This is a genomic window from Streptomyces sp. 3N207 (assembly GCF_052246355.1).
In the GTDB taxonomy this organism is placed as follows: Bacteria; Actinomycetota; Actinomycetes; order Streptomycetales; family Streptomycetaceae; genus Streptomyces.
Genome location: NZ_JBQQBV010000010.1, coordinates 255,396 through 277,538, shown reverse-complemented (window position 1 = coordinate 277,538; position 22,143 = coordinate 255,396). Strand labels below are relative to the sequence as shown.

Genomic DNA, 22,143 nt, shown 5'->3' with positions numbered 1-22,143 from the left:
AACCCATGGTGACCTTCCACCCGTCCACCACCGCCCTCGAAGTCCGACACCGGCACGAGGTCCTGACCATCCAGGCGTGGGGCGCGGACAGCGTCCGGATACGCGCGGCGCAGTACCGCATCCCGGCCGAGAGCCACGGCGCGCTGGACGAGGTGCCTCCGCCGTCCCCGGCGCCACGGATCGACGTCGCCGAGGACCACGCGACGATGGTCCACGGCGAGCTGACCGTGACGGTGGACTTCGACCGCTCCGCCGCCCACCCCGAGCCGCTGTTGACCTTCACCCGCACCGGCACCGGAGCCGTGCTGCTGTCCGAGAGCCGGGAGCACTTCTGGCTGCCCGGCGCACGGGTCTTCCACGGCAACCGCTCCGGCGCCTACGAGGTGCACCAGCAGTTCGCAGCCCACCCCGACGAGCAGCTGTACGGCATGGGCCAGCGCACCCACGGCCGGCTCGACCTCAAGGGCCTGGCCCTGGATCTCGTACAGCGCAACGGCGAGGTGTCGATCCCCTTCGTGCTGTCCGACCGCGGCTATGGACTGCTCTGGAACAGCCCGGCACTCGGACGGGTCGAGTTCGCGCAGAACGCCACCCGCTGGCAGGCGGGCCAGGCCCGGGAGATCGACTACTGGTTCACCGCTGCCCCCACGCCCGCGCAGATCCTCGCCCGGTACGCCGACGCCACCGGGCACGCCCCGGAGCTCCCGCAGTGGGCCAGCGGTTTCTGGCAGTCCAAGCTGCGCTACCGCGACCAGGACGAACTTCTCGCCGTCGCCCGCGAGCACCGTCGCCGCGGCCTGCCGCTGTCCGTGATCGTCACCGACTACTTCCACTGGTCGGCAATGGGCGACTACCGCTTCGACGCGAGCGAGTGGCCCGACCCCCGGGCCATGGTCGACGAACTGGCCGAACTGGGCGTCGAGCTGATGGTCTCCATCTGGCCGACCGTCTCCCCGCTGTCCGAGCACTTCGCCGACTACCGGGACCGCGGCCTGCTCGTCGGCACCGACCAGGGCGCCGAGTTCCACCAGACCATCCAGGACAAGCACATGGCCGTGCCGATGCCGGTGGCCTTCTACGACCCGACCAACCCCGAAACCCGCACCTACGTCTGGGAGCTGGTCCGGAAGGGCTACCGCGACCTGGGCATCAGGGTCTTCTGGCTCGACGCCTGCGAACCCGAGCTGAACCCGGCCCACCCGGCGAACCTGGCCCTGTACGCGGGCCCCGGCGCCGAGGTCGCCGGCATCTACCCGCGGGACAACGCCCGGCTGTTCGCCGAGGGAATGGCCGCCGACGGCGAGGCCGGAACGACAGTTCTGCTGTGCCGCTCGGCATGGGCGGGCGCGCAGAAGTACGGCGCCGCGGTGTGGTCCGGGGACATCCCCGCCACCTGGGAATCCCTGCGGCAGCAGATCCGTGCGGGCCTGAACGTCGCCGTCTCCGGCATCCCGTGGTGGACCACCGACATCGGCGGCTTCCACGGCGGCGACGCACGCGACGCCGCCTACCGAGAACTGATGATCCGCTGGTTCCAGTTCGGCGTGTTCTGCCCGCTGTTCCGGCTGCACGGCGACCGCGAACCCCGCACCCCCACCTCGTACGCGCAATCGGGCGGACCGAACGAGGTGTGGTCGTACGGGGACGAGGCGTACGAGATCATCTCCGGTCTGCTGCACCTGCGCGAGCGGCTGCGCCCCTACATCCACCGGCAGATGCGTACCGCCGCGCAGACCGGGCTGCCGCCGATGCGGCCCCTGTTCGTGGACTACCCGGACGATCCGCGCGCCTGGCAGAGCGACGACGCGTTCCTGTTCGGTCCGGACATCCTTGTCGCCCCCGTCGCCCAGGCCGGGCAACGCTCACGGCCGGTCCACCTCCCGGCCGGCACCCGCTGGACCGACACCGCGACCGGCGAACTCCACGACGGCGGAACCACCGTGGAAGCCGCCGCACCCATCGACCGCATCCCCGTCTTCATCCGCGAGGGAGCGGACGTGCCGCTGAACGAGTACCAGGGAGGAGCCGCGTGACGGCCGAGGAGAACGCGACGACTGCGGTCGGTCCGAACGGCGGCCGACCGGTCGTCCCGACTCGGGGCGCCCGCCGGCCACTCGGCATGGGAGAGGTGGCGCTCACCGGCGGCTTCTGGGCGAAGCTGCAGGCCACCAACGCCACCGCGACCCTCGCGCACTGCGAGGAGTGGATGGAGCGGCTGGGCTGGCTGGCCAACTTCGACCGCGTCGCGGACGGCACCACCGGCCCCGAGCGGCCCGGATGGTCCTTCTCCGACTCCGAGGTCTACAAGCTCATCGAGGCCCTGGCCTGGGAGTACGGCCGCTCGGGCGAGCACGCGTACGACGCCGCCGTACGGCGGCTGACCGCGCGTGTCGCCCGCGCCCAGGACCCTGACGGCTACCTCAACACCGCTTTCGGCCACGCGAACCACCCGCCCCGCTACAGCGACCTGGAGTTCGGGCACGAGCTGTACTGCACGGGCCACCTGCTGCAGGCGGCCGTCGCCCGGCTGCGCACCTGGGGCGACGACGAACTGGTGGCCGTCGCCCGCAGGGCCGCCGACCACGTCTGCGCGACCTTCGGCCCCGACGGGCTGCCGGGCATCTGCGGCCACCCGGAGATCGAGGTGGGCCTCGCCGAGCTGGGGCGCGCACTCGGCCAGGAGCGTTACGTGGAACAGGCGCGGCTGTTCCTCGACCGCCGCGGTCACCGGACCCTGAGGGTCCCGTTCGGTATCGGGAGCGGCGGCTACTTCCAGGACGACGAGCCGATCCGCAAGGCCGCCACCTGGCGCGGCCACGCCGTACGCCAGCTGTATCTGTCGGCCGCCGCGGTCGACGTGGCCGTGGAGTGCGACGACGCCGAGCTCCTTGCCGCGGTCGAGCGCCAGTGGACGAACGCGGTGGCGCGGCGCACCTACCTGACCGGCGGCATGGGCTCCCGCCACCAGGACGAGGGCTTCGGCGAGGACTGGGAGCTGCCCCCGGACCGCGCCTACTGCGAGACCTGCGCGGGCGTCGCCTCGGTCATGGTGTCCTGGCGGCTCTATCTCGCCACCGGACAGCTGCGGTACGCCGACCTCATCGAGCGCACCGCCTTCAACGTGATCGCCACCTCGCCGCGCTCGGACGGCCGGGCCTTCTTCTACGCCAACCCGCTGCACCAGCGGGCGGTCGGCGAGGAATCCGACGACGAGGAATCCGACGACGGCGAGGAATCCGACGACGAGGTGAGCCCGCGCGCCGAAGGCGGCGCCCGCGCCGCATGGTTCGACGTATCGTGCTGCCCCACCAACGTCGCCCGCACCCTGGCCACCTGGCACACCTACCTGGCCACGGCGGGGGAGCGGGAGCTGACACTGCTGCAGTACGCCGCGGGACAAATCAGCGCCCAACTGGGGGACGGTCGCACCGTCGAGATCGAGGTCGACACCGCCTACCCGCACGACGGCCTTGTGACCGTACGTGTACTGCGCGCGCCCGCGGGCCCGATGGCGCTGCGCCTGCGCGTCCCCGCCTGGGCCCGCGGCGCGGTACTCGACGAGGGCGGCCACCAGCACCCCGCAGCCCCCGGACTGGCCGTCGTTGACCGTCAACTCGTCGCGGGCGAGGAGATCCGGCTGAGCATCCCGGTATCCCCGCGCTACACATGGCCGGACCCTCGCATCGACGCCACCCGCGGCTGCGTGGCCGTCGAACGCGGCCCCCTCGTCTACTGCGCCGAATCCCTCGACCTCCCGCCCGACACCACCCTCGAAGCCCTGACAGTGGACGCCGCCACCGCGCCGGTGGAACGCGACGGCCAGGTCCTCGTCCGCGCGTTCACCACCCCCCGCCCCGGTCCCGGACCGGCCTGGCCCTACGGACCGGCCCCCGCCCCGCACACGCCGGACGGCGCCCGGACGGTCGAGCTCCCCCTCGTTCCGTACCACCAGTGGGCCGAACGCGCCCCCTCCGCCATGCGCGTCTGGCTCCCCGCCCGGCACCCATGAGACGACGCCAGCGACCACGGCGCCGACCGCAAACGTGCCGACGACCCCGATGAGCTCCAGCCTCAGCTCCAGACGGTCGAGGTGCGCCTGGCTGCCGCCTGGTTGGATGAGTACGTGACGGATTGGGCGACGCTCAGCGATGCGTGCGGTTCGGCAGAGCACGTTCCAGCTCTGCTGGACCGGTTCGAGGCCGACCCGAGCGGCGTCTGGTCCGAGCTGATGGATCACCTGTGCCCTCAGCTGGACACCGCCTTCCCGGCCGCCTTCGCAGCCCTTCCACGCCTGGCCCGGATCGCGACAGCCTGCGGCCCCGAGAGCCTGGCCGACGTACTGCTGGCCGCCGGGGCGATCGTCGCCTGCGTACCGGGCCCCACCGGCCCCCTCAGCCCCTGCCGGGCTCCCCTCGCGACCCTGCACCGGCTCACGGACCAGCACTTGAGCCGGACGACAGCCGCGGACGAGTACGTGTGCTTGCTGCAGGCCCTGCTCGCCTTCGAGGGGATCGGGGTCTGGGCTCGCTGCCTGGAGGGCCTCCACACCGGGGAGTACGAAGTCGACTGCCCGCACTGCGGCGTCGACGTCTTCGTCGTGATCGGAGAGGACGAGACCTTCTGCTCCACCGACGACTACGCCTTGAAGGCCGCCGCCAAGTCCCCCCTCCGCCCCCTCCCGCCGAACGAACTGGAGCCCCTGGCAAAGCGCCTGCACGATCGGGCCCTCGCCGACAGCCAGGACAGCGTGGCCCGCGCCGTGCCCTACCTCTTCGGACGGGCCGCTTGCCCGGACTGCGGGGCAGAGTACCTGGTGGCGGATCGAGTGGTCGCCAGGTGGGGCGGTACGGGACGGAGTTGGTCGCCATAGCGGTAGACGACGAGGGGTGAACGACCCTCACGCACCATGAGCCGGTAGATGAACGGCGCGGGCCCCGTCACCTGGATGATCTCGCCCGTCATGCCGGTCTTCCTGTCCTGCGCCACGTCGCCCACGGCCCACATCTCACACACCCCGCGACCGCCGCTGCGCGCTTTGCGCCTCCGGCGTGTGCTTGCGGTGCAGATGGGCGCCGAAGAGCGCTTCGAGGTCGGCCCGCGGCTCCGGGTCGAATGCCGCCCGACTGATCATCGTGCGGAACCACCCACAGTCCTCGCAGGCCCACCGCTCCTGCGGAGGGCTTTCTTGCGGGTCGTCGTTGGTTGGTTCGGGGTGCTCCATGCGTCTCACCTGCCGCGGTAGTTGCTGGTCACTCGCTGTGGTGAGAACAACACGGGTGGACCTATGATGGCTCGCTATCAGCGCCATCTTTTATGGCGCTGATTTCAAGCTGGGCAGCTTTGCGAGTAGTTGGGGCTTGTCAGTATGGGTACGTCGCGCAAGCGCTTAGGGGGTATTAATGTCCCCCCGGGACTCGGCGCTGACGTTCAACGAGTCCGGACAGCGCGGAAGATCTCGCAGACGGCGTTTGCCTCCGCCACCGGGTACACCCAGAGCTACGTGAGTCAAGTGGAGTCGGGGAAGATCCTGCCCTCCACGAAGTTCGCTGAGGCGTGTGACCGCACGTTCGGCACTGGCGATCTGTTCGCCCGGCAGCTCCGGCGAGTGGTCAAGGGGGAGTATCCGGAGTGGTTCGCGCCCTACGTTGATGCAGAGCGGGAAGCGACCAGCATCCGGGACTTCTCAACGACACTCATCATGGGCTTGTTCCAAACTCAGGAGTACGCGCAGGCGGTCCTGCAGAGCGGTCGGTATTTGTCGCCGGAGCTCGACCGGGAAGCACTGGTCGTCACCCGTCTGCGACGCCGGGAGATCCTGCACCGCCGTAATCCGCCTCGGGTATGGGTGGTGCTGCACGAAGCGTGCCTCTGGACGCAGATCGGTTCTCCGCGAGTCATGGCGGAGCAACTGCTGCATGTGGAGGAGGAGGCGAGACGTCATCCTACGTTGGTCGTGCAGGTGCTGCCCTTCGATGCGGCAGGCGTTGCACTCACCGCACCGTTCAGCATCCTGGACTACTCGGGCGGCAAGACTGTTGTGTACGTCGAGGGCCCGCAGGGCGGGCGGTCCTACGAGACGCCGGATGTCCTCTCCAGAGCGTCATCCTTCTACGACCAGTTGCGAGCCGCAGCGCTGGGGCCAAAGGCTTCTGAGTCCCTAATCAGCAATGTAAGGAGCGCACATGAGCGCAATGTGGATCAGGTCCAGCTACACCGACCAACAGGGCGGACATTGCGTCGAGTGGGCCCCGGGTCTCGTGTCCGGCGGCGGGGTCGTCCCGGTGCGTGACAGTAAGGACACCACCCGAGCGCCGCTGTCCTTCTCACCTGACGCTTGGCAGACATTCATCGACGGCGTGAAGCGCTGCGGAGCAGAGGGACGCTCATGAACGAGAGGCCCGCATGGATCAAGTCCAGCTACAGCGACGGCCAAGGGGGCAACTGCGTCGAGTGGGCCCCGGGACTGCATCGGTGGCCGCGTACACAGCGGTCGGCGCCCCGGCCCTTGAGCACCGGAGGGGCTTCGCAGGCCGCGTAGGTACCGTCTGAGGCATGAGCCTTGAGAAGCTGACCTCCTTGGTGCCTCCGCCGGCCCACCCTGTGGGCGCAGATGCCGACTGGACGCAGACGGAGGCAGTGCTCGGCCTTTCGCTGCCTGCGGATTTCAAACAGGTGGTCCGGCTCTATGGGGCCGGGCAGTTCTGCGATGAGCTCAGCACTTGCCCACCAGAGCGCATCATCGAGTACAACCAGGAGCTGTTGACCGCCTGGGGGCCACTTCGTGAAGAGCACTCCGAGGAATTCCCGTTTCCCCTCTACCCAGAGCCCGGTGGGCTGTTGGTCTGGGGGCTGGATTCCCTTGGTGGCGTGCTGTGCTGGCTTACCGAGGGAAAACCGGACGAATGGGAGGTTGTGAAGTGGAAGCAAAGGGATGGTGAATTCCACGAGTGGGACTGCGGTGCTGCCGAGTTCCTCACGGCACAGATTGAACTCCGAGTCGAAGAGGCGGAAGAGGAGGGGGAAGCATTCGACGCCCCATGGTTCACGCCCGACCGAGACCTCGTCTACGTATACGTGGAGTTGTCCGAAGGGCCGCTGCCCTACGCGGAACGGCTTGGCATCCTGCGCGAGCGGCTGGCCCCCACGGCAAGCCGCGGCAGTTGGACGGATGATGATGCACACCAGGACCACTTCGTCGCCACCGAGTCCGATTGGGAAGTGACCTACGAAACGGCGTACGGACATCAGATACGCGTCGGCTATCCGCTCGCTGACGAAGAACGGGCACGCACCGAGATACTCGCCGCTGTTGAGGCCATGGGGTGCCGAGTCCTGTCCACTCACGGCGACTCGGCGTGGGACCTTCCGTCCTGTCCGACCGGGGCGCTGGATCCTGACAGGATGAGTCTGTGAGCACCGATAAGACTGGAGCCAACGAGGCTCTCGTGCACCAAACGCGCCGCTACGTCCTGCGGCCGGACACCACGGCGGACGACGTCGAAGACTATGCGCAAGTGTATGGGTGGCCGGTGGTCCACCAGAATGATCGAGACCGGGAGAACCAGGTCGACGGCCAGATCGTCTGGGCGGCCGAAGGAAATCCCTTGTGGGAAAGACACTTGGGAGCTCTCGCACTGCATTACATCGTCGACGCCACTGCTGGCATCGGATACATTGTCGTCACCGGGGAGGATCAGGACTATTCGGATTCGCTTGCCATGGCGGTGGCAAGGTATCTGAATGCCTGGACGGTGGAGGAGCTCTACCGAGAATACGACGAAGCCGACACCGTGCGGACAGTCGGGCAATCAGTGCTTCGCCTCGGCCTGGCAGCGCCGCCAGAGTTCGACGGAGGAGTATTCGATCGCATCACGGATGCTATGTCCAGCGGAGACCCAGCGATTCGCTACTCCGCCCTCTGGGGAAGCAGCTACACGGGGTATTGGCAGTTCGTCGAGCCCCTATGTGAACTTGTCGAGCACGAACCGGAAGACTGGATACGCCGCCGAGCTCAGTCGGTTATCGATGCATTCGATTCGGCAAGAAAAGAAGGGCCCTTGCCTCGTGCCGCCACCCCCGGCTGACGGCGATGTGCTGCGGGTCGCCTCGCCCAGGACGTCACCCTTCTCCTGACGCGCTGGGGGTGCGGCCGGGGGCGCTCGGTCACTCCTCCACCCGCAACGCCGCCAACTGCTGCTCGAAGGGGATCACTTCGGGCTCGCCCGAATGCGCGGCCCCCGCATTGGCGCGCGGCGCCACCAGCCCCGCCAGCTCTCCGCCCGCGCGGGCCATCCGGCGGGGCAGCGACGGGGTCACTCCGTCGTCCGGGGCGGCCCAGTCATCGGTGGCCGCGTACACAGCGGTCGGCACCGTGATTGCTCGCAGATAGGCGAACAGCGGACGCATGGCGTGCTCCAGGACCAGGGAGTGACGCGGGGTACCGCCGGTGGCGCCCAGCAGTACGGGCTTGGCGGCCAGGGTGCCCTCGTCGAGGACATCGAAGAAGGACTTGAACAGGCCGCTGTAGGAGGCACTGAACACCGGTGTGACGGCGATCAGTCCGTCCGCCTCCGTCACCCCGGCGATCGCCTCGCGCAGCGCCCCGCCGGCGAAGCCGGTGGTGAAGTTGTGGGCGATCTCGGTTGCCACGTCCCGCAGTTCGACGGTGGTGACCTCGGCCTCGATGTCCTCCTCCCGCAGCGCGACCCGTGTCGCCTCCGCGAGCCGGTCGGCCAGCAGCCGGGTGGACGAGGGCTCGCTCAGCCCCGCAGAGACGACGGCCAGCCGCACCGGCCGGGCACCGTTCACATACGTCATACGGCAGCTCCCTCCCGCTCCGCGACGCGGGCCGCATGCGTCGGCGCATCGGCCGTACCGGCCGGTCGGTCCGCTGCCATCTCCTTCCGCAGCACCGGAACGACTTCCTCACCCAGCATGTCCAGCTGCTCCAGCACGGTCTTGAGCGGCAGCCCTGCGTGGTCCATGAGGAAGAGCTGGCGCTGGTAGTCGCCGAAGGACTCGCGGAAGGTCAGCGTCTTGTCGATGACCTCCTGCGGGCTACCGACGGTCAGCGGCGTCTGGTCGGTGAACTCCTCCAGGCTGGGGCCGTGCCCGTAGACGGGCGCGTTGTCGAAGTAGGGGCGGAACTCGCTGACCGCGTCCTGGGACCTGCGCCGCATGAAGACCTGCCCGCCCAGCCCCACCAGGGCCTGCTCGCGGGTGCCGTGACCGTAGTGCTCGAAGCGGTCGCGGTAGAGGTTGATCAGCCGCTTGAAGTGGTCCTTGGGCCAGAAGATGTTGTTGGCGAAGAAGCCGTCGCCGTAGTACGCGGCCTGCTCGGCGATCTCCGGGCTGCGGATCGAGCCGTGCCAGACGAAGGGCGGTACGCCGTCCAGCGGGCGGGGGGTGGAGGTGAAGCCCTGGAGCGGCGTACGGAAGCGGCCCTCCCAGTCGACCACGTCCTCCGTCCACAGCCTGCGCAGCAGCGCGTAGTTCTCGATGGCCAGCGGGATGCCCTGCCGGATGTCCTGGCCGAACCAGGGATAGACGGGCCCCGTGTTGCCGCGGCCCATCATCAGATCGACCCGGCCGTCCGCGATGTGCTGGAGCATCGCGAAGTCCTCGGCGATCTTCACCGGGTCGTTGGTGGTGATCAGGGTGGTGGAGGTGGAGAGGATCAGCCGCTCGGTGCGGGCCGCCAGATAGCCGAGCATGGTCGTCGGCGAGGACGGCACGAACGGCGGGTTGTGGTGTTCGCCGGTGGCGAAGACGTCGAGCCCCACCTCCTCCGCCTTCGCGGCGATGGCCAGCATCGCCTTGATCCGCTCGTGCTCGGTCGGGGTCCGCCCCGTGGTGGGGTCGGGCGTCACGTCGCCGACGGTGAAGATCCCGAACTGGAGGGGGGCCGTCGGGGTCGGGGTGGCCGTGGCCGTCATGATGCTCGCCGTCCTCGGTGGAGTGCTCATCGATGGAGGTAGTTGATTATTGAACTATGCCCCTCTCAATGCCTCCGGGTCCCGGAAAATTCCGGCCGCACGGGCACACGGTGCTCACCGGCGGCCACTGTGAAACGATCGAATCAGGGTGCGCGGAAAGCGTGCCTGGAGGCGATCGCCTCCGGCCATGCAACCTGGCGGAAACCCTGTGGTGGAATGCTGATACGGCCCCGTGTGCCGGGGGACCCGAGCGAACCCTCTGACCTGCAAGGATAGGCCCATGGACAAGCAGCAGGAATTCGTCCTCCGCACGCTGGAGGAGCGCGACATCCGGTTCGTCCGGCTCTGGTTCACCGATGTCCTCGGCTTCCTGAAGTCAGTCGCGGTCGCCCCCGCCGAACTCGAGCAGGCGTTTGATGAAGGGATGGGCTTCGACGGCTCGGCCATCGAGGGGTTCGCCCGCGTCTACGAGTCCGACATGATCGCCAAGCCCGATCCCAGCACCTTCCAGATACTGCCGTGGCGGGCCGAGGCCCCCGGCACCGCGCGAATGTTCTGCGACATCCTGATGCCGGACGGGTCCCCCTCCTACGCCGACCCGCGCTACGTCCTCAAGCGCGCGCTGGCCAAGGCGTCGGATCTCGGGTTCACCTTCTACACCCACCCGGAGATCGAGTTCTATCTGCTCAAGGACAAGCCGGTGGACGGCTCCCGCCCCGTCCCCGCCGACTCCTCCGGATACTTCGACCACACCCCCCAGAACGTCGGCATGGACTTCCGCCGCCAGGCCATCACCATGCTGGAGTCCATGGGCATCTCCGTGGAGTTCTCCCACCACGAGGGAGCCCCCGGCCAGCAGGAGATCGACCTGCGCTACGCCGATGCACTGTCCACGGCCGACAACATCATGACGTTCCGCCTGGTCATGAAGCAGGTCGCACTGGAGCAGGGCGTCCAGGCCACCTTCATGCCCAAGCCGTTCTCCGAATACCCCGGCTCCGGCATGCACACCCACCTCTCCCTCTTCGAGGGCGACCGCAACGCCTTCTACGAGTCCGGCGCCGAGTACCAGCTCTCCAAGGTCGGCCGCTCCTTCATCGCCGGGCTGCTCACCCACGCGGGCGAAATCTCCGCCGTCACCAACCAGTGGGTCAACTCCTACAAGCGCATCTGGGGCGGCGCCAACCGCACCGCCGGCGAGGGCGGCGAATCGCCCTCGTACATCTGCTGGGGCCACAACAACCGCTCCGCGCTCATCCGCGTACCGATGTACAAGCCCGGCAAGACCGGCTCGACGCGTATCGAGGTGCGCTCCCTCGACTCCGGCGCCAACCCCTACCTCGCGTACGCCGTGCTGCTCGCCGCGGGCCTCAAGGGCATCGAGGAGGGGTACGAGCTCCCCGCCGGGGCCGACGACGACGTATGGGCGCTCTCCGACGCGGAGCGGCGCGCCATGGGCATCGAGCCGCTGCCGCAGAACCTCGGCGAGGCGATCAGCCTCATGGAACGCAGCGAGCTGGTCGCCCAGACGCTGGGGGAGCACGTTTTCGACTTCTTCCTGCGCAACAAGAAGCAGGAGTGGGAGGAGTACCGCAGCGAGGTCACCGCCTTCGAGCTGCGGAAGAGCCTGCCTGTGCTGTGAGGGAGCCGCCTGGGCTGCGAGGGAGCCGCCCGTGCTGCGGCGGTTCCGGCCCTCCCCCCAGCTCCCCGGCCTCCGGCCGAAGGTGCCCTCAGGAGGGGCTAATTTGTAGTCCCTCCTGAGGCGTGGGATGCCTCCGGCGAAAATGGGCAGGGGCGGGGCTGGGGAAAGGAACACAGGAGTGAGCGTGACACCAGACGGGCGGCGGGGCACCCGGTACGGGCGGCTGTTGCGGCACGGTTTCACCGACCCGGAAACCGCGGCGCGGCTGCTCGACAGCCCGCCACTCGCCCCGGTCCGTGACGACGCCCTCTTCCTCGACGCGCTCGGCGCCACCGCCGACCCCGACCTGGCCCTCTTCGGCCTCGTCCGGCTCATCGAATCCCTCGAAGCGCTCGACAAGGACGCGCAGCCGCTCCTCGACACCCTGCTGACGGCCAAGCCGCTGCGCGACCGGCTGCTCGGCGTCCTCGGCGCCTCCGACGCGCTGGCCGACCATCTCGCGAGCCACCCGCACGACTGGGAGGCGCTGGTCACCTACGAGTCGTCCGACCTGCACCCGGGGGTGGCGGAGTTCGAGGTGGCGATGCAGGACGTCGACGGGCCCGACGCGCTGCGCGTCGCCTACCGCAGGGCGCTGCTGTCCATCGCCGCGCGCGATGTGTGCGGCACCAGCGATGTCTCGCAGACCGCCGCCGAGCTCGCGGATCTGGCGACCGCCACTCTGCGCCGGGCGCTGACCATCGCCGAGACCGCGGCACCGCAGGATGCCGCCGCCTGCCGGCTGGCCGTCGTCGCCATGGGCAAGGCGGGCGGCCACGAGCTCAACTACGTCTCCGACGTGGACGTCATCTTCGTCGCCGAACCGGCCACCGTCGGCCAGGGTGCCGAATCGGGCGAGGAGGCCGAGCAGGCGCTCAAGGCCGCCACCCGGCTGGCAGCGCACTTGATGCGGATCTGCTCCGCCACCACCGCCGAGGGCACCATCTGGCCCGTCGACGCCAACCTGCGCCCCGAGGGCCGCAACGGGCCGCTCGTCCGTACCCTCAGCAGCCATCTGGCCTACTACCAGCGCTGGGCCAAGACCTGGGAGTTCCAGGCGCTGCTCAAGGCCCGCCCGGTGGCGGGCGATGTGGCGCTGGGCCAGGAGTACGTGGAAGCCGTGGCGCCGATGGTCTGGCAGGCGGCCGAGCGGGACAACTTCGTCACCGACGTCCAGCAGATGCGCCGCCGCGTGGTCGCCAGCATCCCCGCGGCCCAGCTGGACCGCGAGCTGAAACTGGGCCCCGGCGGGCTGCGGGACGTCGAGTTCGCCGTCCAGCTCCTCCAGCTCGTACACGGCCGCAGCGACACCTCGCTGCGCAGCTCCACCACCCTGGAGGCGCTCGACGCGCTGGCCGCGGGCGGCTATGTGGGCCGCCAGGACGCGGCGGCGCTGGATGCCGCCTACCGCTTCCTGCGCACCATGGAGCACCGCATCCAGCTGCACCAGCTGCGGCGTACGCATCTGATGCCCGAGTCGGAGCCCGACCAGCGCCGCCTCGGCCGCTCGCTGGGCTACCGCAGCGAGCCCGTCACCGAGCTGCACAAGGCATGGCGGCGGCACGCCACAGCCGTACGCCGCCTGCACGAGAAGCTGTTCTACCGTCCGCTGCTGGACGCCGTGGCCCAGCTGGAGGCCGGGCACGAACGCCTCTCGCCGAAGGCGGCCCGGCAGCGCCTCGAAGCCCTCGGCTACGCCGACCCGGCTGCCGCGCTGCGCCATCTGGAGGCGCTGGCCTCCGGCGTCACCCGCAAGGCCGCCATCCAGCGCACCCTGCTGCCGGTGCTGCTCGGCTGGTTCGCCGACTCCGCCGACCCGGACGCCGGACTGCTCGGCTTCCGCAAGGTCTCCGACGCGCTCGGCAAATCGCCCTGGTACCTCCGCCTCCTCCGCGACGAAGGCGCCGCCGCGGAGAACCTCGCCCGCGTCCTGTCGGCCGGCCGGTTCGCCCCCGATCTGCTGCTGCGCGCCCCCGAGGCCGTCGCCCTGCTCGGCGACGAGAACGGGCTGCGCCCCCGGTCGCGGCCCGCGCTCAGCCAGGAGACCCTGGCCGCCGTCGGCCGCGCCGAGGGAGCCGAAGCAGCCGTCGCCGCCGCGCGCGGGGTGCGCCGCCGGGAGCTGTTCCGTACCGCCGCCGCCGACCTGATCGGCGCGTACGGCACCGAGGACGTGGCCCAGCAGGAGCCGGGCGAGGCCCTGGACCGGGTCGGCAACGCGCTCACCGACATCAACGCCGCCACGCTCGCCGGAGCCCTGCGCGCCGCCGTCCGCGAGCAGTGGGGCGACGAGCTGCCCACCCGGTTCGCCGTCATCGCCGTCGGGCGCTTCGGCGGCCACGAGATGGGCTACGGCTCCGACGCGGACGTGCTCTTCGTCCACGAACCCCGGGAGGGCGTCAGCGAGCACGAGGCGGGCAAGGCCGCCTTCGCGGTCGCCACCGAGATGCGGCGGCTCCTCCAGCTGCCGACCTCCGACCCGCCGCTGGTCATCGACGCCGACCTGCGCCCCGAGGGCAAGTCCGGCGCCCTCGCCCGCTCGCTGAGCTCCTACGCCGCCTACTACGACCGCTGGTCCGTCGTCTGGGAGAGCCAGGCGCTGCTGCGGGCCGAGTTCGTGGCGGGCGACGCCGGACTGGGGGAGCGGTTCATCGAGCTGATCGACCCGCTCCGCTACCCCGCCGGGGGCCTGGCCGACGACGCCGAGCGCGAGATCCGCCGGCTCAAGGCCCGTATGGAGAGCGAACGGCTGCCGCGCGGTGCCGACCCCACGACCCACGCCAAGCTGGGCCGCGGCGGGCTCACCGATGTCGAGTGGACCGTGCAGTTGCTGCAGCTCCGGCACGGTGCGCAGGTGTCCGCCTTGCGGACCACCCGGACGCGGGACGCGCTGACCGCTGCGCGCGACGCGGGCTTGCTCGGTGCCGATGACGCCGATGTCCTCGACGAGGCGTGGGTGCTCGCCTCGCGGGTCCGCAACGCCGTGATGCTCGTACGGGGGCGGCCCGGGGACACCTTTCCCTCCGAGTCCCGGGAACTCGCCGCCGTCGGGCGCTATCTCGGCTATGAGCCGGGCCACGTCGGCGAAATGCTCGACGACTACCGCCGCGTCACCCGGCGGGCCCGTGCCGTCGTCGACCGCGTCTTCTACGCCGCGGAGTGAGTCGCCCCCACAACCTCACCCCTCACGCCGGAGCGGCGGCCAAACGGGGGAGGTGATAGGAGACGCGGCCGTACCAGGCATAGGAGAGGGCGAAGCCCAAGGCGAGGCAGAGCAGCCCTCCCACGGCGTCGAGCCAGAAGTGGTTGGCCGTGCTCACGATGACGGTCAGCGTGGTGACGGGATACAACACCCCGAGCACCTTCACCCACACAGGCCGAGCCAGCATCGCGATGGTGATCCCGCACCAGACGGACCACCCTATGTGCATGGAGGGCATGGCCGCGTACTGGTTGGACATCTGCGCGAGGTTCCCGGACGCCATGGAGCCCCACGTCTGGTGCACCTGCACGGTGTCGATGAAGTGCCCTCCGCCCATCAACCGCGGCGGCGCGAGCGGGAAGAGGTAGTAGCCCAGCAGCGCGCTGCCGGTGGTGGCGAACAGCACCAGCCGCGTCGCGGCGTACCGCCCCGGATGCGCGCGGTAGAGCCACACCAGCACACCGATCGTCACGATGAAGTGCAGCGTGGCGTAGTAGTAGTTCATCGTGACGATCAGCCACGTCACGCCGCCCACCGCATGGTTGATGGAGTGCTCGACGGCGATACCCAGCGCATGCTCGGTACGCCAGATCCAGTCGGCGTTGCGCAACGCCTCCGCACGCTGCTCCGGGACCGCGTTGCGGATCAGGGAGTACGTCCAGTAGCTGACCGCGATCAGCACGATCTCGAACCACAGCCGGGGGTGTCGGGGCGAACGCCACCGTGCCAAGGTCCCGCGGCCCGCGGCCTGCGCTCCGCCGACTTCCGCATCGTCCCTCTCGGCATGTGCAGCGGTCTGCTCAGCCGGGGCTTCGCTCGTCTCCTGCGGGCTGGCGTCTTCGGTCCTCGTGGTCGGTACCCCCATAGGGCGACAGTCTGCCAGACAGGGGCCCCCGCCCGATCATCCTGCGGTCGGGTCTTGGACACCTGACGTCGTACCGTCGGTGGACTTCCGACGACCACTTCTCCTACGGGATGCGGTGGAGCCGCGTACCACCAGTTCCGGCAGGAAGACGAACTCGCTGTGCGGTGCGGGAGTGCCGCCGATCTCTTCCAGCAGCGCCCGTACGGCGGCCTGCCCCATCGCGGTGACGGGCTGCCGGATGGTGGTCAGCGGCGGATCGGTGAAGGCGATGAGGGGGGAGTCGTCGAATCCGATGACCGAGACATCGTCGGGCACCGACAGCCCGCGCTGCCGGGCCGCGCGGATCGCGCCGAGAGCCATCATGTCGCTGGCACACACCACGGCGGTGCAGCCCCTCCCGAGCAGCGCACCGGCCGCGGCCTGACCGCCTTCGAGGGTGTAGAGGGAGTGCTCGATCAGCTCGGCGGTATCCCGCCGGAAGTGCTCGCGCATGGTCCGGGTGAAGCCCTCGATCTTGCGCTGCACGGGCACGAAGCGCTCCGGGCCGAGGGCCAGCCCGATGCGTTCATGGCCGAGCGAGGCCAGATGGGTGACGGCCAGCCGCATGGCGGCGCGGTCGTCCGGCGAGACGAACGGCGCCCGCACCCCCTCGGAGAAGCCGTTGACGAGGACGAAGGGGACACCCTGGCCGTGCAGGCGTTCGTACCGCCCGATGTCGGCCGTGGTGTCGGCGTGCAGCCCGGAGACGAAGATGATCCCGGCGACGCCCCGGTCCACCAGCATCTCCGTCAACTCGTCCTCGGTGGAGCCGCCGGGGGTCTGGGTGGCGAGGACCGGGGTGTAGCCCTGCCGGGTGAGGCCCTGTGCGATGACTTGCGCGAAGGCCGGGAAGATCGGGTTCTCCAGCTCGGGGATGATCAGCCCCACCAGGCCCTCGCTGCGGCGGCGCAGCTTGACGGGGCGCTCGTAGCCGAGCACATCCAGCGCGGCCAGCACCGATTCGCGGGTGGTCGCGGCCACTCCCGGCTTGCCGTTGAGCACCCGGCTGACGGTGGCTTCGCTGACCCCCGCTTGTGCTGCGATGTCAGCTAGCCGCGCGGTCACAGGACTGGACCTTACCGGCCCCGCTTCATGCTGCCCACCAGGTGCAGGAATTCGCCGGGATCCGCAGCTCTCCGGCGGGCGCCCCGGCCTCCATGGAATCGCGCGATTCCTCGGGCACGGAGGAGAGCAGCAGCTCGCCGGGAGGGGCCATGTACACCGCTTCGGGCCGGGTGTTGAGGAGGCAGACCAGACCGGGGCGGGAGAGCGCGAGCACGCCGTCGGGCGCCTGCAGCCACTCCATCGCGCTGTCACCGAGCCCCGGCAGCAGCCGGCGCAGCCGCAGCGCCGTCCGGTACAGCTCCAGGGTGGAGAGCGGGTCGCCGGTCTGCGCCTGTACGGACAGCTCGTGCCAGTCCGGCGGTTGCGGCAGCCAGCTTCCGCCGGTCCCGAAGCCGTACGAGGGCCCGTCCGGCTCCCACGGCATCGGCACCCGGCAGCCGTCGCGCAGCCCCTCCTGGCCCTCGGCCGTGCCCGGTACGGCGCGGAAGAACGCGGGGTCCTGGCGTGCCTCGTCGGGCAGTTCGGTCACCTCCGGCAGCCCCAGCTCCTCGCCCTGGTAGAGGTAGACGGAGCCGGGCAGCGCCAGCATCAGCAGCGCGGCGGCGCGGGCCCGCGCCAGCGAGCCGAGCCGGGTGCGGTGGCGTACGACGTCGTGGTTGGAGAGCACCCAGGTGGTCGGGGCGCCGACGGAGGTGGTGGCCGCCATCGACTCCTCGATCACCTTCCGCAGCTCGTCGACGTCCCAACCGGCCTTCATGAAATGGAAGTTGAACGCCTGGTGCAGCTCGTCGGGGCGTACGTAGAGCGCCAGCCGCTCCGCGGTGGGTGCCCATGCCTCGGCAACGCCGATCCGGTCGGGGCCGTAGGACTCCAGCAGCCGGCGCCAGGAGCGGTGGATCTCATGGACCCCGTCCTGGTCGAAGAACGGCAGCTGCTGCGCGCCGATCATGCGGGCCTGCTTCGCCGAGCCGATGTCGGGCAGCCCGTCGGCCTTGACCATGCCGTGCGCCACATCGATACGGAAGCCGTCCACGCCCATGTCCAGCCAGAACCGCAGCACGGAGTCGAACTCCTCGTGGACCTGCGGATGCTGCCAGTTCAGGTCCGGCTGCTGGGGGGCGAACAGGTGCAGATACCACCGTCCCGGCGAGCCGGGCACCTGGCTCCAGGCGGGGCCGCCGAAGACGGACTCCCAGTCGTTGGGCGGCAGCCGGCCGTGCTCGCCGCGGCCGTCGCAGAAGTGGTAGCGGGCCTGTGCCTCGGGGTCACCGGCCAGCGCGCGCAGGAACCAGGGGTGCTGGTCGGAGGTGTGGTTGGGCACGAGGTCGAGGATGACCCGCAGTCCGAGCGCATGCGCCTCGGTCACCAGCGCCCGGGCGTCGGACAGCTCGCCGAAGCGCGGGTCGACGGTGCGGTAGTCGGCCACGTCGTAGCCGCCGTCGGCCTGCGGTGAGGCGTAGAACGGCGTCAGCCATACGGCGTCCACGCCGAGTTCGGCGAGGTAGGGCAACCGCTGCCGCACACCGGGCAGATCACCCACGCCGTCGCCGTCGCTGTCGGCGAAGGAGCGGACGTAGATCTGGTAGATGACAGCGTCCCGCCACCAGCCCAGCGAGGGCTGCGGGGCGGCGCGGGCGGCGGGTGCGGGGTCGGAATCGACGCTCTGCTGCGAGACGGCGTGCTCGGTGGTGGCGTGCGGGGTGGTGGCGTGCTGGGTCACAAGTCTTCCCCATCGGGCGGGACCCGGAACGGGTCGCGAAGTGCGGCAAGCCAGTGTCAAGGGTGACAACGCGGACACGCCCCCGGGGTTACGTGCGGCGCCGGGCCCCTCGCATCCTTGCAGAAATTTGCGGCAAGGTCTTTCCATCGGATGTCGACGCTGTTACGTTCCTCCGCAGCCGGGCGCCGCCACAGGCCAGCAGTTGTCGATGCGTGCGCCCTTTCACCTTGCGGAGGGATCGGACATGCGGCGTGGCATAGGCGCCACCGCGCTGATAGCGGGGCTGGCACTTGCGGCAACGGCTTGCGGCAGCGGTTCGGACGGCACCGACAACGGGGCCAACGGCAAGATCGAAGGCACCGTCACCTACTGGGACACCTCGAACGACGGCGAGAAGGACACCTACAAGAAGATCGCCGAGGACTTCGAGAAGAAACACCCGAAGGTGAACGTCAAGTACGTGCACGTCAACTTCGGTGATGCCAACCAGAAGTTCAAGAACGCCGCGGGCGGCAACTCCGGAGCCCCCGACGTGATGCGTACCGAGGTCGCCTGGGTCGCCGACTTCGCCAACCTCGGCTACCTCGCCCCGCTGGACGGCACCCCGGCGCTCGACAACGAGTCCGACTACCTCAAGACGGCGGCCGGCTCCACCAGGTTCAAGGGCAAGACCTACGCGGTCCCGCAGGTCACCGACACCCTCGGCCTCTTCTACAACAAGCGGCTGCTGAAGAAGGCGGGAGTGGAGGTGCCCACCTCCTTCGCCGACCTGAAGAAGTCCGCCAAGAAGATCAAGGACAAGACCGGCGCCACCGCGCTCTATCTGCGCGGCGACGACCCCTACTGGTTCCTGCCCTACCTCTACGGCGAGGGCGGCGATCTGATCGACGCCAAGCGCAAGAAGGTCACCGTCGATCAGAAGCCCGGAGTGCGCGCCCTCGCGACGATGAAGGACCTCGTCGACTCCAAGGCGGCCGTCACCGACTCCAGCGACGGCCAGGAGAACGGGATCAAGGCGTTCCAGGACGGCAAGGTCGCCACGATCATCGACGGTCCCTGGGATATCGCCCTCGCCCGCGAGGGCAAGGAGTTCAAGGGCGCGAACAAGGACAACCTCGGGGTGGCCCCCGTCCCGGCCGGCAGCAAGGCCCAGGGTTCGCCGCAGGGCGGCTGGAACCTGTCCGTGTACGCCGGTACGAAGAACATGCGGGCCGCGCAGGAGTTCGCCAAGTACATGAGCAGCGCTGAGGTGCAGGCCCGCACCACGAAGGAGCTGTCGCTGCTGCCGACCCGGAAGTCCGTCTACGAGCGGCCCGCTGTGCGGGGCAACGAGATGGTGAAGTTCTTCCGGCCCGCCGTTTCCAAGGCCGTCCAGCGGCCTTGGATCGCTGAGGGCAACTCGCTCTTCGAACCCATCCGGGTGGGGGTCGACGGGGTCCTCGCCGGCGGCAAGTCACCCAAGGACGCCGCCGCCAAGACCGGTGCCGAGTTCCGCAAACTCCTGAAGGACTACAAATAACGAGGGCCCAACCCTGGGCCACCCCGCTTCAACCCCGGATATGGGCGCCACGCGCGGACAAAGGGCGGCAACCCCCGGGCGGAGCTCCCTCACGTCAATAGATCAAGGTCGTGCGGAAGGGGGGTCCTAGGGGGGCGAAGCCCACCTGGCGGGGGGCCGTTGGGGGGCGGAGCCCCCCGACACGACCTGTCGGCGGCAGCCGAAACCCAACGAGGCGTGCCCCCACAAGCACCGGCAGGCAGCCGAAAACGAAACGAGGCGTGCCCCCACAAGCGACGGCCCCCTCATGCGTGCCCCCACAAGCGACGTACCCCGCAAAGGCGGAGCCGGAGAGAAAAGAGGAGACCTTCAAAATGACGCGGGTCAGAACGTGGGCGGCGAGACATTGGTACGCATGGGCCATGGTGACCCCGGTGACCCTGGTCACCGGGCTGATCATCGGCTACCCCCTGGCCCGCGGTGTCTACCTCTCCCTCACCGACGCCGACGAAGCCAACGTCGAACGCACCATAGGCGTCAACCACATCCCGGCCACCTACGAATTCATCGGCCTGGACAACTACAAGGCAATCCTTTCCGACAGCGTCTTCTGGGACCGCCTGGGCTGGACGGCAGCGTGGACCATCGGCTGCGTCGGCGTCACCTTCACCCTCGGGCTGACCCTCGCGATCATGCTCAACCGCAAGGTGAAGGGCCGCTCCTTCTACCGGGTCGCGATGATCGTGCCCTGGGGAATCCCGGCCTTCGTCTCCGTCTTCGCCTGGAAGATGCTCTTCAACGAGAAGAACGGCCTGCTCAACAAGGTGCTGGACGGTGGCGGCATCGACGGCGTCGCGTGGCTGGGGGACCCGACATGGGCGAAGGTCTCCGTGATCGCGGTCAACGTATGGCTCGGCGTCCCGTTCATGATCGTCGCCATGCTGGGTGCGCTGCAGGCGATACCCGGTGAGTTGTACGAGGCGGCCGAGATGGACGGCGCCGGGCCCTGGCAGCGGTTCCGCAACATCACACTGCCGGGCGTTCGCTCGGTCAGCAGCACGGTGATCCTGCTGAGCACCATCTGGACGTTCAACATGTTCCCGGTGATCTTCCTGCTCACCAAGGGCGGGCCGGAGGACTCGACGGAGATCCTGGTGACGTACGCGTTCCGGCTGTCGTTCGTCAACAGCCCCCGCGACTTCGCCACGTCGGCCGCCTGGGGCGTGCTCATCCTGTTGTTGCTTTCCCTGTTCACGGTCGTCTACCGGCGGGCGCTGCGCCGCCAGGGAGAGGCGTGGTGACAACCATGAGAACAACGAAGAGAAGCCCACTCGCCTCCGCCGGACTGCACGCGGGCCTCCTGCTGGGCACCGCATGCGCGCTGTTCCCACCCCTCTGGCTGCTGGTGACCTCGTTCAAGCCGAAGAGCGAGTCGTTCACGACGGCGCTCGTGAAGAACTTCACCTTCGCCAACTACCAGCACGTCATCGCCGACACCCATTTCCTCACCTGGTTCGGCAACTCGCTGATCGTCGTGCTCGGCACCACCGTCGTCGGTGTCCTCATCGCGGCCACCACCGGATACGCGCTCAGCCGGTTCCGGTTTCCCGGTATGCGGCCGCTGATGTGGGTGCTGCTGATCACGCAGATGTTCCCGATGGCCGTGCTGATCGTCCCGCTGTACAACACGATGGCCAGGCTGGGGCTGCTCAACCAGCCGCTCGGGCTGATCATCACGTATCTGACGATCGCCGTGCCGTTCTGCGCCTGGATGATGAAGGGGTTCTTCGACACGATCCCCGTCGACATCGACGAGTCGGGCCGGGTGGACGGGCTCAGCCCGTTCGGCACGTTCTGGCGGCTGATCCTGCCGCTGGCCAAGCCGGGCATCGCCGTCACCGGCTTCTACACCTTTGTGACCGCCTGGGCGGAGGTCGCCTACGCGACGGCCTTCATGACCGGCGAGGAGAACCTGACCCTGGCGGGCGGCCTCCAGACCTTCGTCAACCGCTACGGCTCCGACTGGGGCTCCATGACGGCGGCAGCCGTCGTCATCGCCGTACCGGCCGCGGTGGTCTTCGGCTTCGCCCAGCGCCACCTGGTCGGCGGGCTGACCGCCGGCGCGACGAAGTCGTGACCGC

The 22,143-nt window shown here is 69.3% G+C and carries 19 protein-coding genes; 13 read left to right on the top strand and 6 right to left on the bottom strand.

The window, feature by feature from the left end; all coding sequences use genetic code 11:
- The first annotated feature begins 5 nt into the window (after positions 1-5).
- The 3 genes from ACTWP9_RS18200 to ACTWP9_RS18190 all read left to right on the top strand — a co-directional run bounded on the left by ACTWP9_RS18200 (position 6) and on the right by ACTWP9_RS18190 (position 4,870).
- Entirely contained in the window at positions 6-2,033 is a 2,028-nt protein-coding gene (locus tag ACTWP9_RS18200; protein WP_443247232.1) for a glycoside hydrolase family 31 protein, read from the top strand.
- Positions 2,030-4,009 carry a glycoside hydrolase family 127 protein gene (locus tag ACTWP9_RS18195; protein WP_443247231.1) on the top strand — a complete coding sequence of 660 codons (1,980 nt, stop codon included), beginning with the start codon at positions 2,030-2,032 and terminating at the stop codon, positions 4,007-4,009. Before ACTWP9_RS18200 ends, ACTWP9_RS18195 begins: the two co-directional genes overlap by 4 nt.
- 114 nt (positions 4,010-4,123) lie before the next feature.
- On the top strand, positions 4,124-4,870 hold the full coding sequence (locus ACTWP9_RS18190) for a hypothetical protein (protein ID WP_443247230.1): 747 nt from the start codon (positions 4,124-4,126) through the stop codon (positions 4,868-4,870).
- Between the two features lie 135 nt (positions 4,871-5,005).
- On the opposite strand, the gene ACTWP9_RS18185 is transcribed toward ACTWP9_RS18190, so the two are convergent.
- Entirely contained in the window at positions 5,006-5,221 is a 216-nt protein-coding gene (locus tag ACTWP9_RS18185; protein WP_443247229.1) for a hypothetical protein, read from the bottom strand.
- Positions 5,222-5,365: 144 nt separating this feature from the next.
- On the opposite strand from ACTWP9_RS18185, the gene ACTWP9_RS18180 reads away from it, so the two are divergent.
- The 5 genes from ACTWP9_RS18180 to ACTWP9_RS18160 are packed head-to-tail and all read left to right on the top strand — an operon-like array spanning position 5,366 to position 8,084.
- Positions 5,366-6,289 carry a helix-turn-helix domain-containing protein gene (locus tag ACTWP9_RS18180; protein WP_443247228.1) on the top strand — a complete coding sequence of 308 codons (924 nt, stop codon included), beginning with the start codon at positions 5,366-5,368 and terminating at the stop codon, positions 6,287-6,289.
- Positions 6,198-6,389 (top strand): DUF397 domain-containing protein, encoded by a 192-nt coding sequence (locus tag ACTWP9_RS18175; protein ID WP_443247257.1) that lies wholly within the window; start codon positions 6,198-6,200, stop codon positions 6,387-6,389. Before ACTWP9_RS18180 ends, ACTWP9_RS18175 begins: the two co-directional genes overlap by 92 nt.
- Complete coding sequence (locus ACTWP9_RS18170; RefSeq protein WP_443247227.1) at positions 6,386-6,538, top strand: DUF397 domain-containing protein; 153 nt, start codon at positions 6,386-6,388, stop codon at positions 6,536-6,538. Before ACTWP9_RS18175 ends, ACTWP9_RS18170 begins: the two co-directional genes overlap by 4 nt.
- 14 nt (positions 6,539-6,552) lie before the next feature.
- Positions 6,553-7,413, top strand: a complete 861-nt coding sequence (locus tag ACTWP9_RS18165) for an SMI1/KNR4 family protein (RefSeq protein WP_443247226.1) — start codon at positions 6,553-6,555, stop codon at positions 7,411-7,413.
- Positions 7,410-8,084: a hypothetical protein gene (locus ACTWP9_RS18160; protein ID WP_443247225.1), complete on the top strand. Its 675-nt coding sequence runs from the start codon at positions 7,410-7,412 to the stop codon at positions 8,082-8,084. The genes ACTWP9_RS18165 and ACTWP9_RS18160 overlap by 4 nt, the downstream gene beginning before the upstream one ends.
- A gap of 79 nt (positions 8,085-8,163) precedes the next feature.
- On the opposite strand, the gene ACTWP9_RS18155 is transcribed toward ACTWP9_RS18160, so the two are convergent.
- Both ACTWP9_RS18155 and ACTWP9_RS18150 read right to left on the bottom strand, forming a co-directional pair.
- Positions 8,164-8,817 carry an FMN reductase gene (locus ACTWP9_RS18155; RefSeq protein ID WP_443247224.1) on the bottom strand — a complete coding sequence of 218 codons (654 nt, stop codon included), beginning with the start codon at positions 8,815-8,817 and terminating at the stop codon, positions 8,164-8,166.
- On the bottom strand, positions 8,814-9,935 hold the full coding sequence (locus ACTWP9_RS18150; protein WP_443247223.1) for an LLM class flavin-dependent oxidoreductase: 1,122 nt from the start codon (positions 9,933-9,935) through the stop codon (positions 8,814-8,816). The genes ACTWP9_RS18155 and ACTWP9_RS18150 overlap by 4 nt, the downstream gene beginning before the upstream one ends.
- A gap of 280 nt (positions 9,936-10,215) precedes the next feature.
- On the opposite strand from ACTWP9_RS18150, the gene glnA reads away from it, so the two are divergent.
- Both glnA and ACTWP9_RS18140 read left to right on the top strand, forming a co-directional pair.
- On the top strand, positions 10,216-11,577 hold the full coding sequence (gene glnA / locus ACTWP9_RS18145) for a type I glutamate--ammonia ligase (protein ID WP_443247222.1): 1,362 nt from the start codon (positions 10,216-10,218) through the stop codon (positions 11,575-11,577).
- 184 nt (positions 11,578-11,761) lie between these two features.
- Complete coding sequence (locus ACTWP9_RS18140) at positions 11,762-14,776, top strand: bifunctional [glutamine synthetase] adenylyltransferase/[glutamine synthetase]-adenylyl-L-tyrosine phosphorylase (protein ID WP_443247256.1); 3,015 nt, start codon at positions 11,762-11,764, stop codon at positions 14,774-14,776.
- A gap of 22 nt (positions 14,777-14,798) precedes the next feature.
- Here ACTWP9_RS18140 and ACTWP9_RS18135 read toward each other — a convergent pair whose 3' ends face one another.
- From ACTWP9_RS18135 to ACTWP9_RS18125, 3 genes are read right to left on the bottom strand one after another with little or no spacing between them, the layout of a single operon-like run.
- Positions 14,799-15,680: a phosphatase PAP2 family protein gene (locus tag ACTWP9_RS18135; RefSeq protein WP_443247221.1), complete on the bottom strand. Its 882-nt coding sequence runs from the start codon at positions 15,678-15,680 to the stop codon at positions 14,799-14,801.
- A 36-nt stretch (positions 15,681-15,716) separates the two neighbouring features.
- Positions 15,717-16,784 carry a LacI family DNA-binding transcriptional regulator gene (locus ACTWP9_RS18130; protein WP_443247220.1) on the bottom strand — a complete coding sequence of 356 codons (1,068 nt, stop codon included), beginning with the start codon at positions 16,782-16,784 and terminating at the stop codon, positions 15,717-15,719.
- A 25-nt stretch (positions 16,785-16,809) separates the two neighbouring features.
- Positions 16,810-18,504, bottom strand: a complete 1,695-nt coding sequence (locus ACTWP9_RS18125; protein WP_443247219.1) for a glycoside hydrolase family 13 protein — start codon at positions 18,502-18,504, stop codon at positions 16,810-16,812.
- 244 nt (positions 18,505-18,748) lie between these two features.
- Here ACTWP9_RS18125 and ACTWP9_RS18120 point away from each other — a divergent pair, with 244 nt between their 5' ends.
- From ACTWP9_RS18120 to ACTWP9_RS18110, 3 genes are all read left to right on the top strand, one after another.
- Positions 18,749-20,023, top strand: a complete 1,275-nt coding sequence (locus ACTWP9_RS18120; protein ID WP_443247218.1) for an extracellular solute-binding protein — start codon at positions 18,749-18,751, stop codon at positions 20,021-20,023.
- Between the two features lie 353 nt (positions 20,024-20,376).
- A complete protein-coding gene (locus tag ACTWP9_RS18115) occupies positions 20,377-21,303 on the top strand; it encodes a carbohydrate ABC transporter permease (protein ID WP_443247217.1) in 927 nt (308 codons plus the stop codon).
- A 5-nt stretch (positions 21,304-21,308) separates the two neighbouring features.
- Positions 21,309-22,139 carry a sugar ABC transporter permease gene (locus ACTWP9_RS18110; RefSeq protein WP_443247216.1) on the top strand — a complete coding sequence of 277 codons (831 nt, stop codon included), beginning with the start codon at positions 21,309-21,311 and terminating at the stop codon, positions 22,137-22,139.
- Positions 22,140-22,143 lie beyond the last annotated feature (4 nt).

Coding starts and splice junctions, on each gene's coding strand:
- ACTWP9_RS18135 (WP_443247221.1), bottom strand. CDS start 15,680: ATGGGGGTACCGACCACGAGGACCGAAGACGCCAGCCCGCAGGAGACG.
- ACTWP9_RS18110 (WP_443247216.1), top strand. CDS start 21,309: ATGAGAACAACGAAGAGAAGCCCACTCGCCTCCGCCGGACTGCACGCG.
- ACTWP9_RS18180 (WP_443247228.1), top strand. CDS start 5,366: ATGGGTACGTCGCGCAAGCGCTTAGGGGGTATTAATGTCCCCCCGGGA.
- ACTWP9_RS18115 (WP_443247217.1), top strand. CDS start 20,377: ATGACGCGGGTCAGAACGTGGGCGGCGAGACATTGGTACGCATGGGCC.
- ACTWP9_RS18155 (WP_443247224.1), bottom strand. CDS start 8,817: ATGACGTATGTGAACGGTGCCCGGCCGGTGCGGCTGGCCGTCGTCTCT.
- ACTWP9_RS18170 (WP_443247227.1), top strand. CDS start 6,386: ATGAACGAGAGGCCCGCATGGATCAAGTCCAGCTACAGCGACGGCCAA.
- ACTWP9_RS18165 (WP_443247226.1), top strand. CDS start 6,553: ATGAGCCTTGAGAAGCTGACCTCCTTGGTGCCTCCGCCGGCCCACCCT.
- ACTWP9_RS18150 (WP_443247223.1), bottom strand. CDS start 9,935: ATGACGGCCACGGCCACCCCGACCCCGACGGCCCCCCTCCAGTTCGGG.
- ACTWP9_RS18185 (WP_443247229.1), bottom strand. CDS start 5,221: ATGGAGCACCCCGAACCAACCAACGACGACCCGCAAGAAAGCCCTCCG.
- ACTWP9_RS18200 (WP_443247232.1), top strand. CDS start 6: ATGGTGACCTTCCACCCGTCCACCACCGCCCTCGAAGTCCGACACCGG.
- ACTWP9_RS18120 (WP_443247218.1), top strand. CDS start 18,749: ATGCGGCGTGGCATAGGCGCCACCGCGCTGATAGCGGGGCTGGCACTT.
- glnA (WP_443247222.1), top strand. CDS start 10,216: ATGGACAAGCAGCAGGAATTCGTCCTCCGCACGCTGGAGGAGCGCGAC.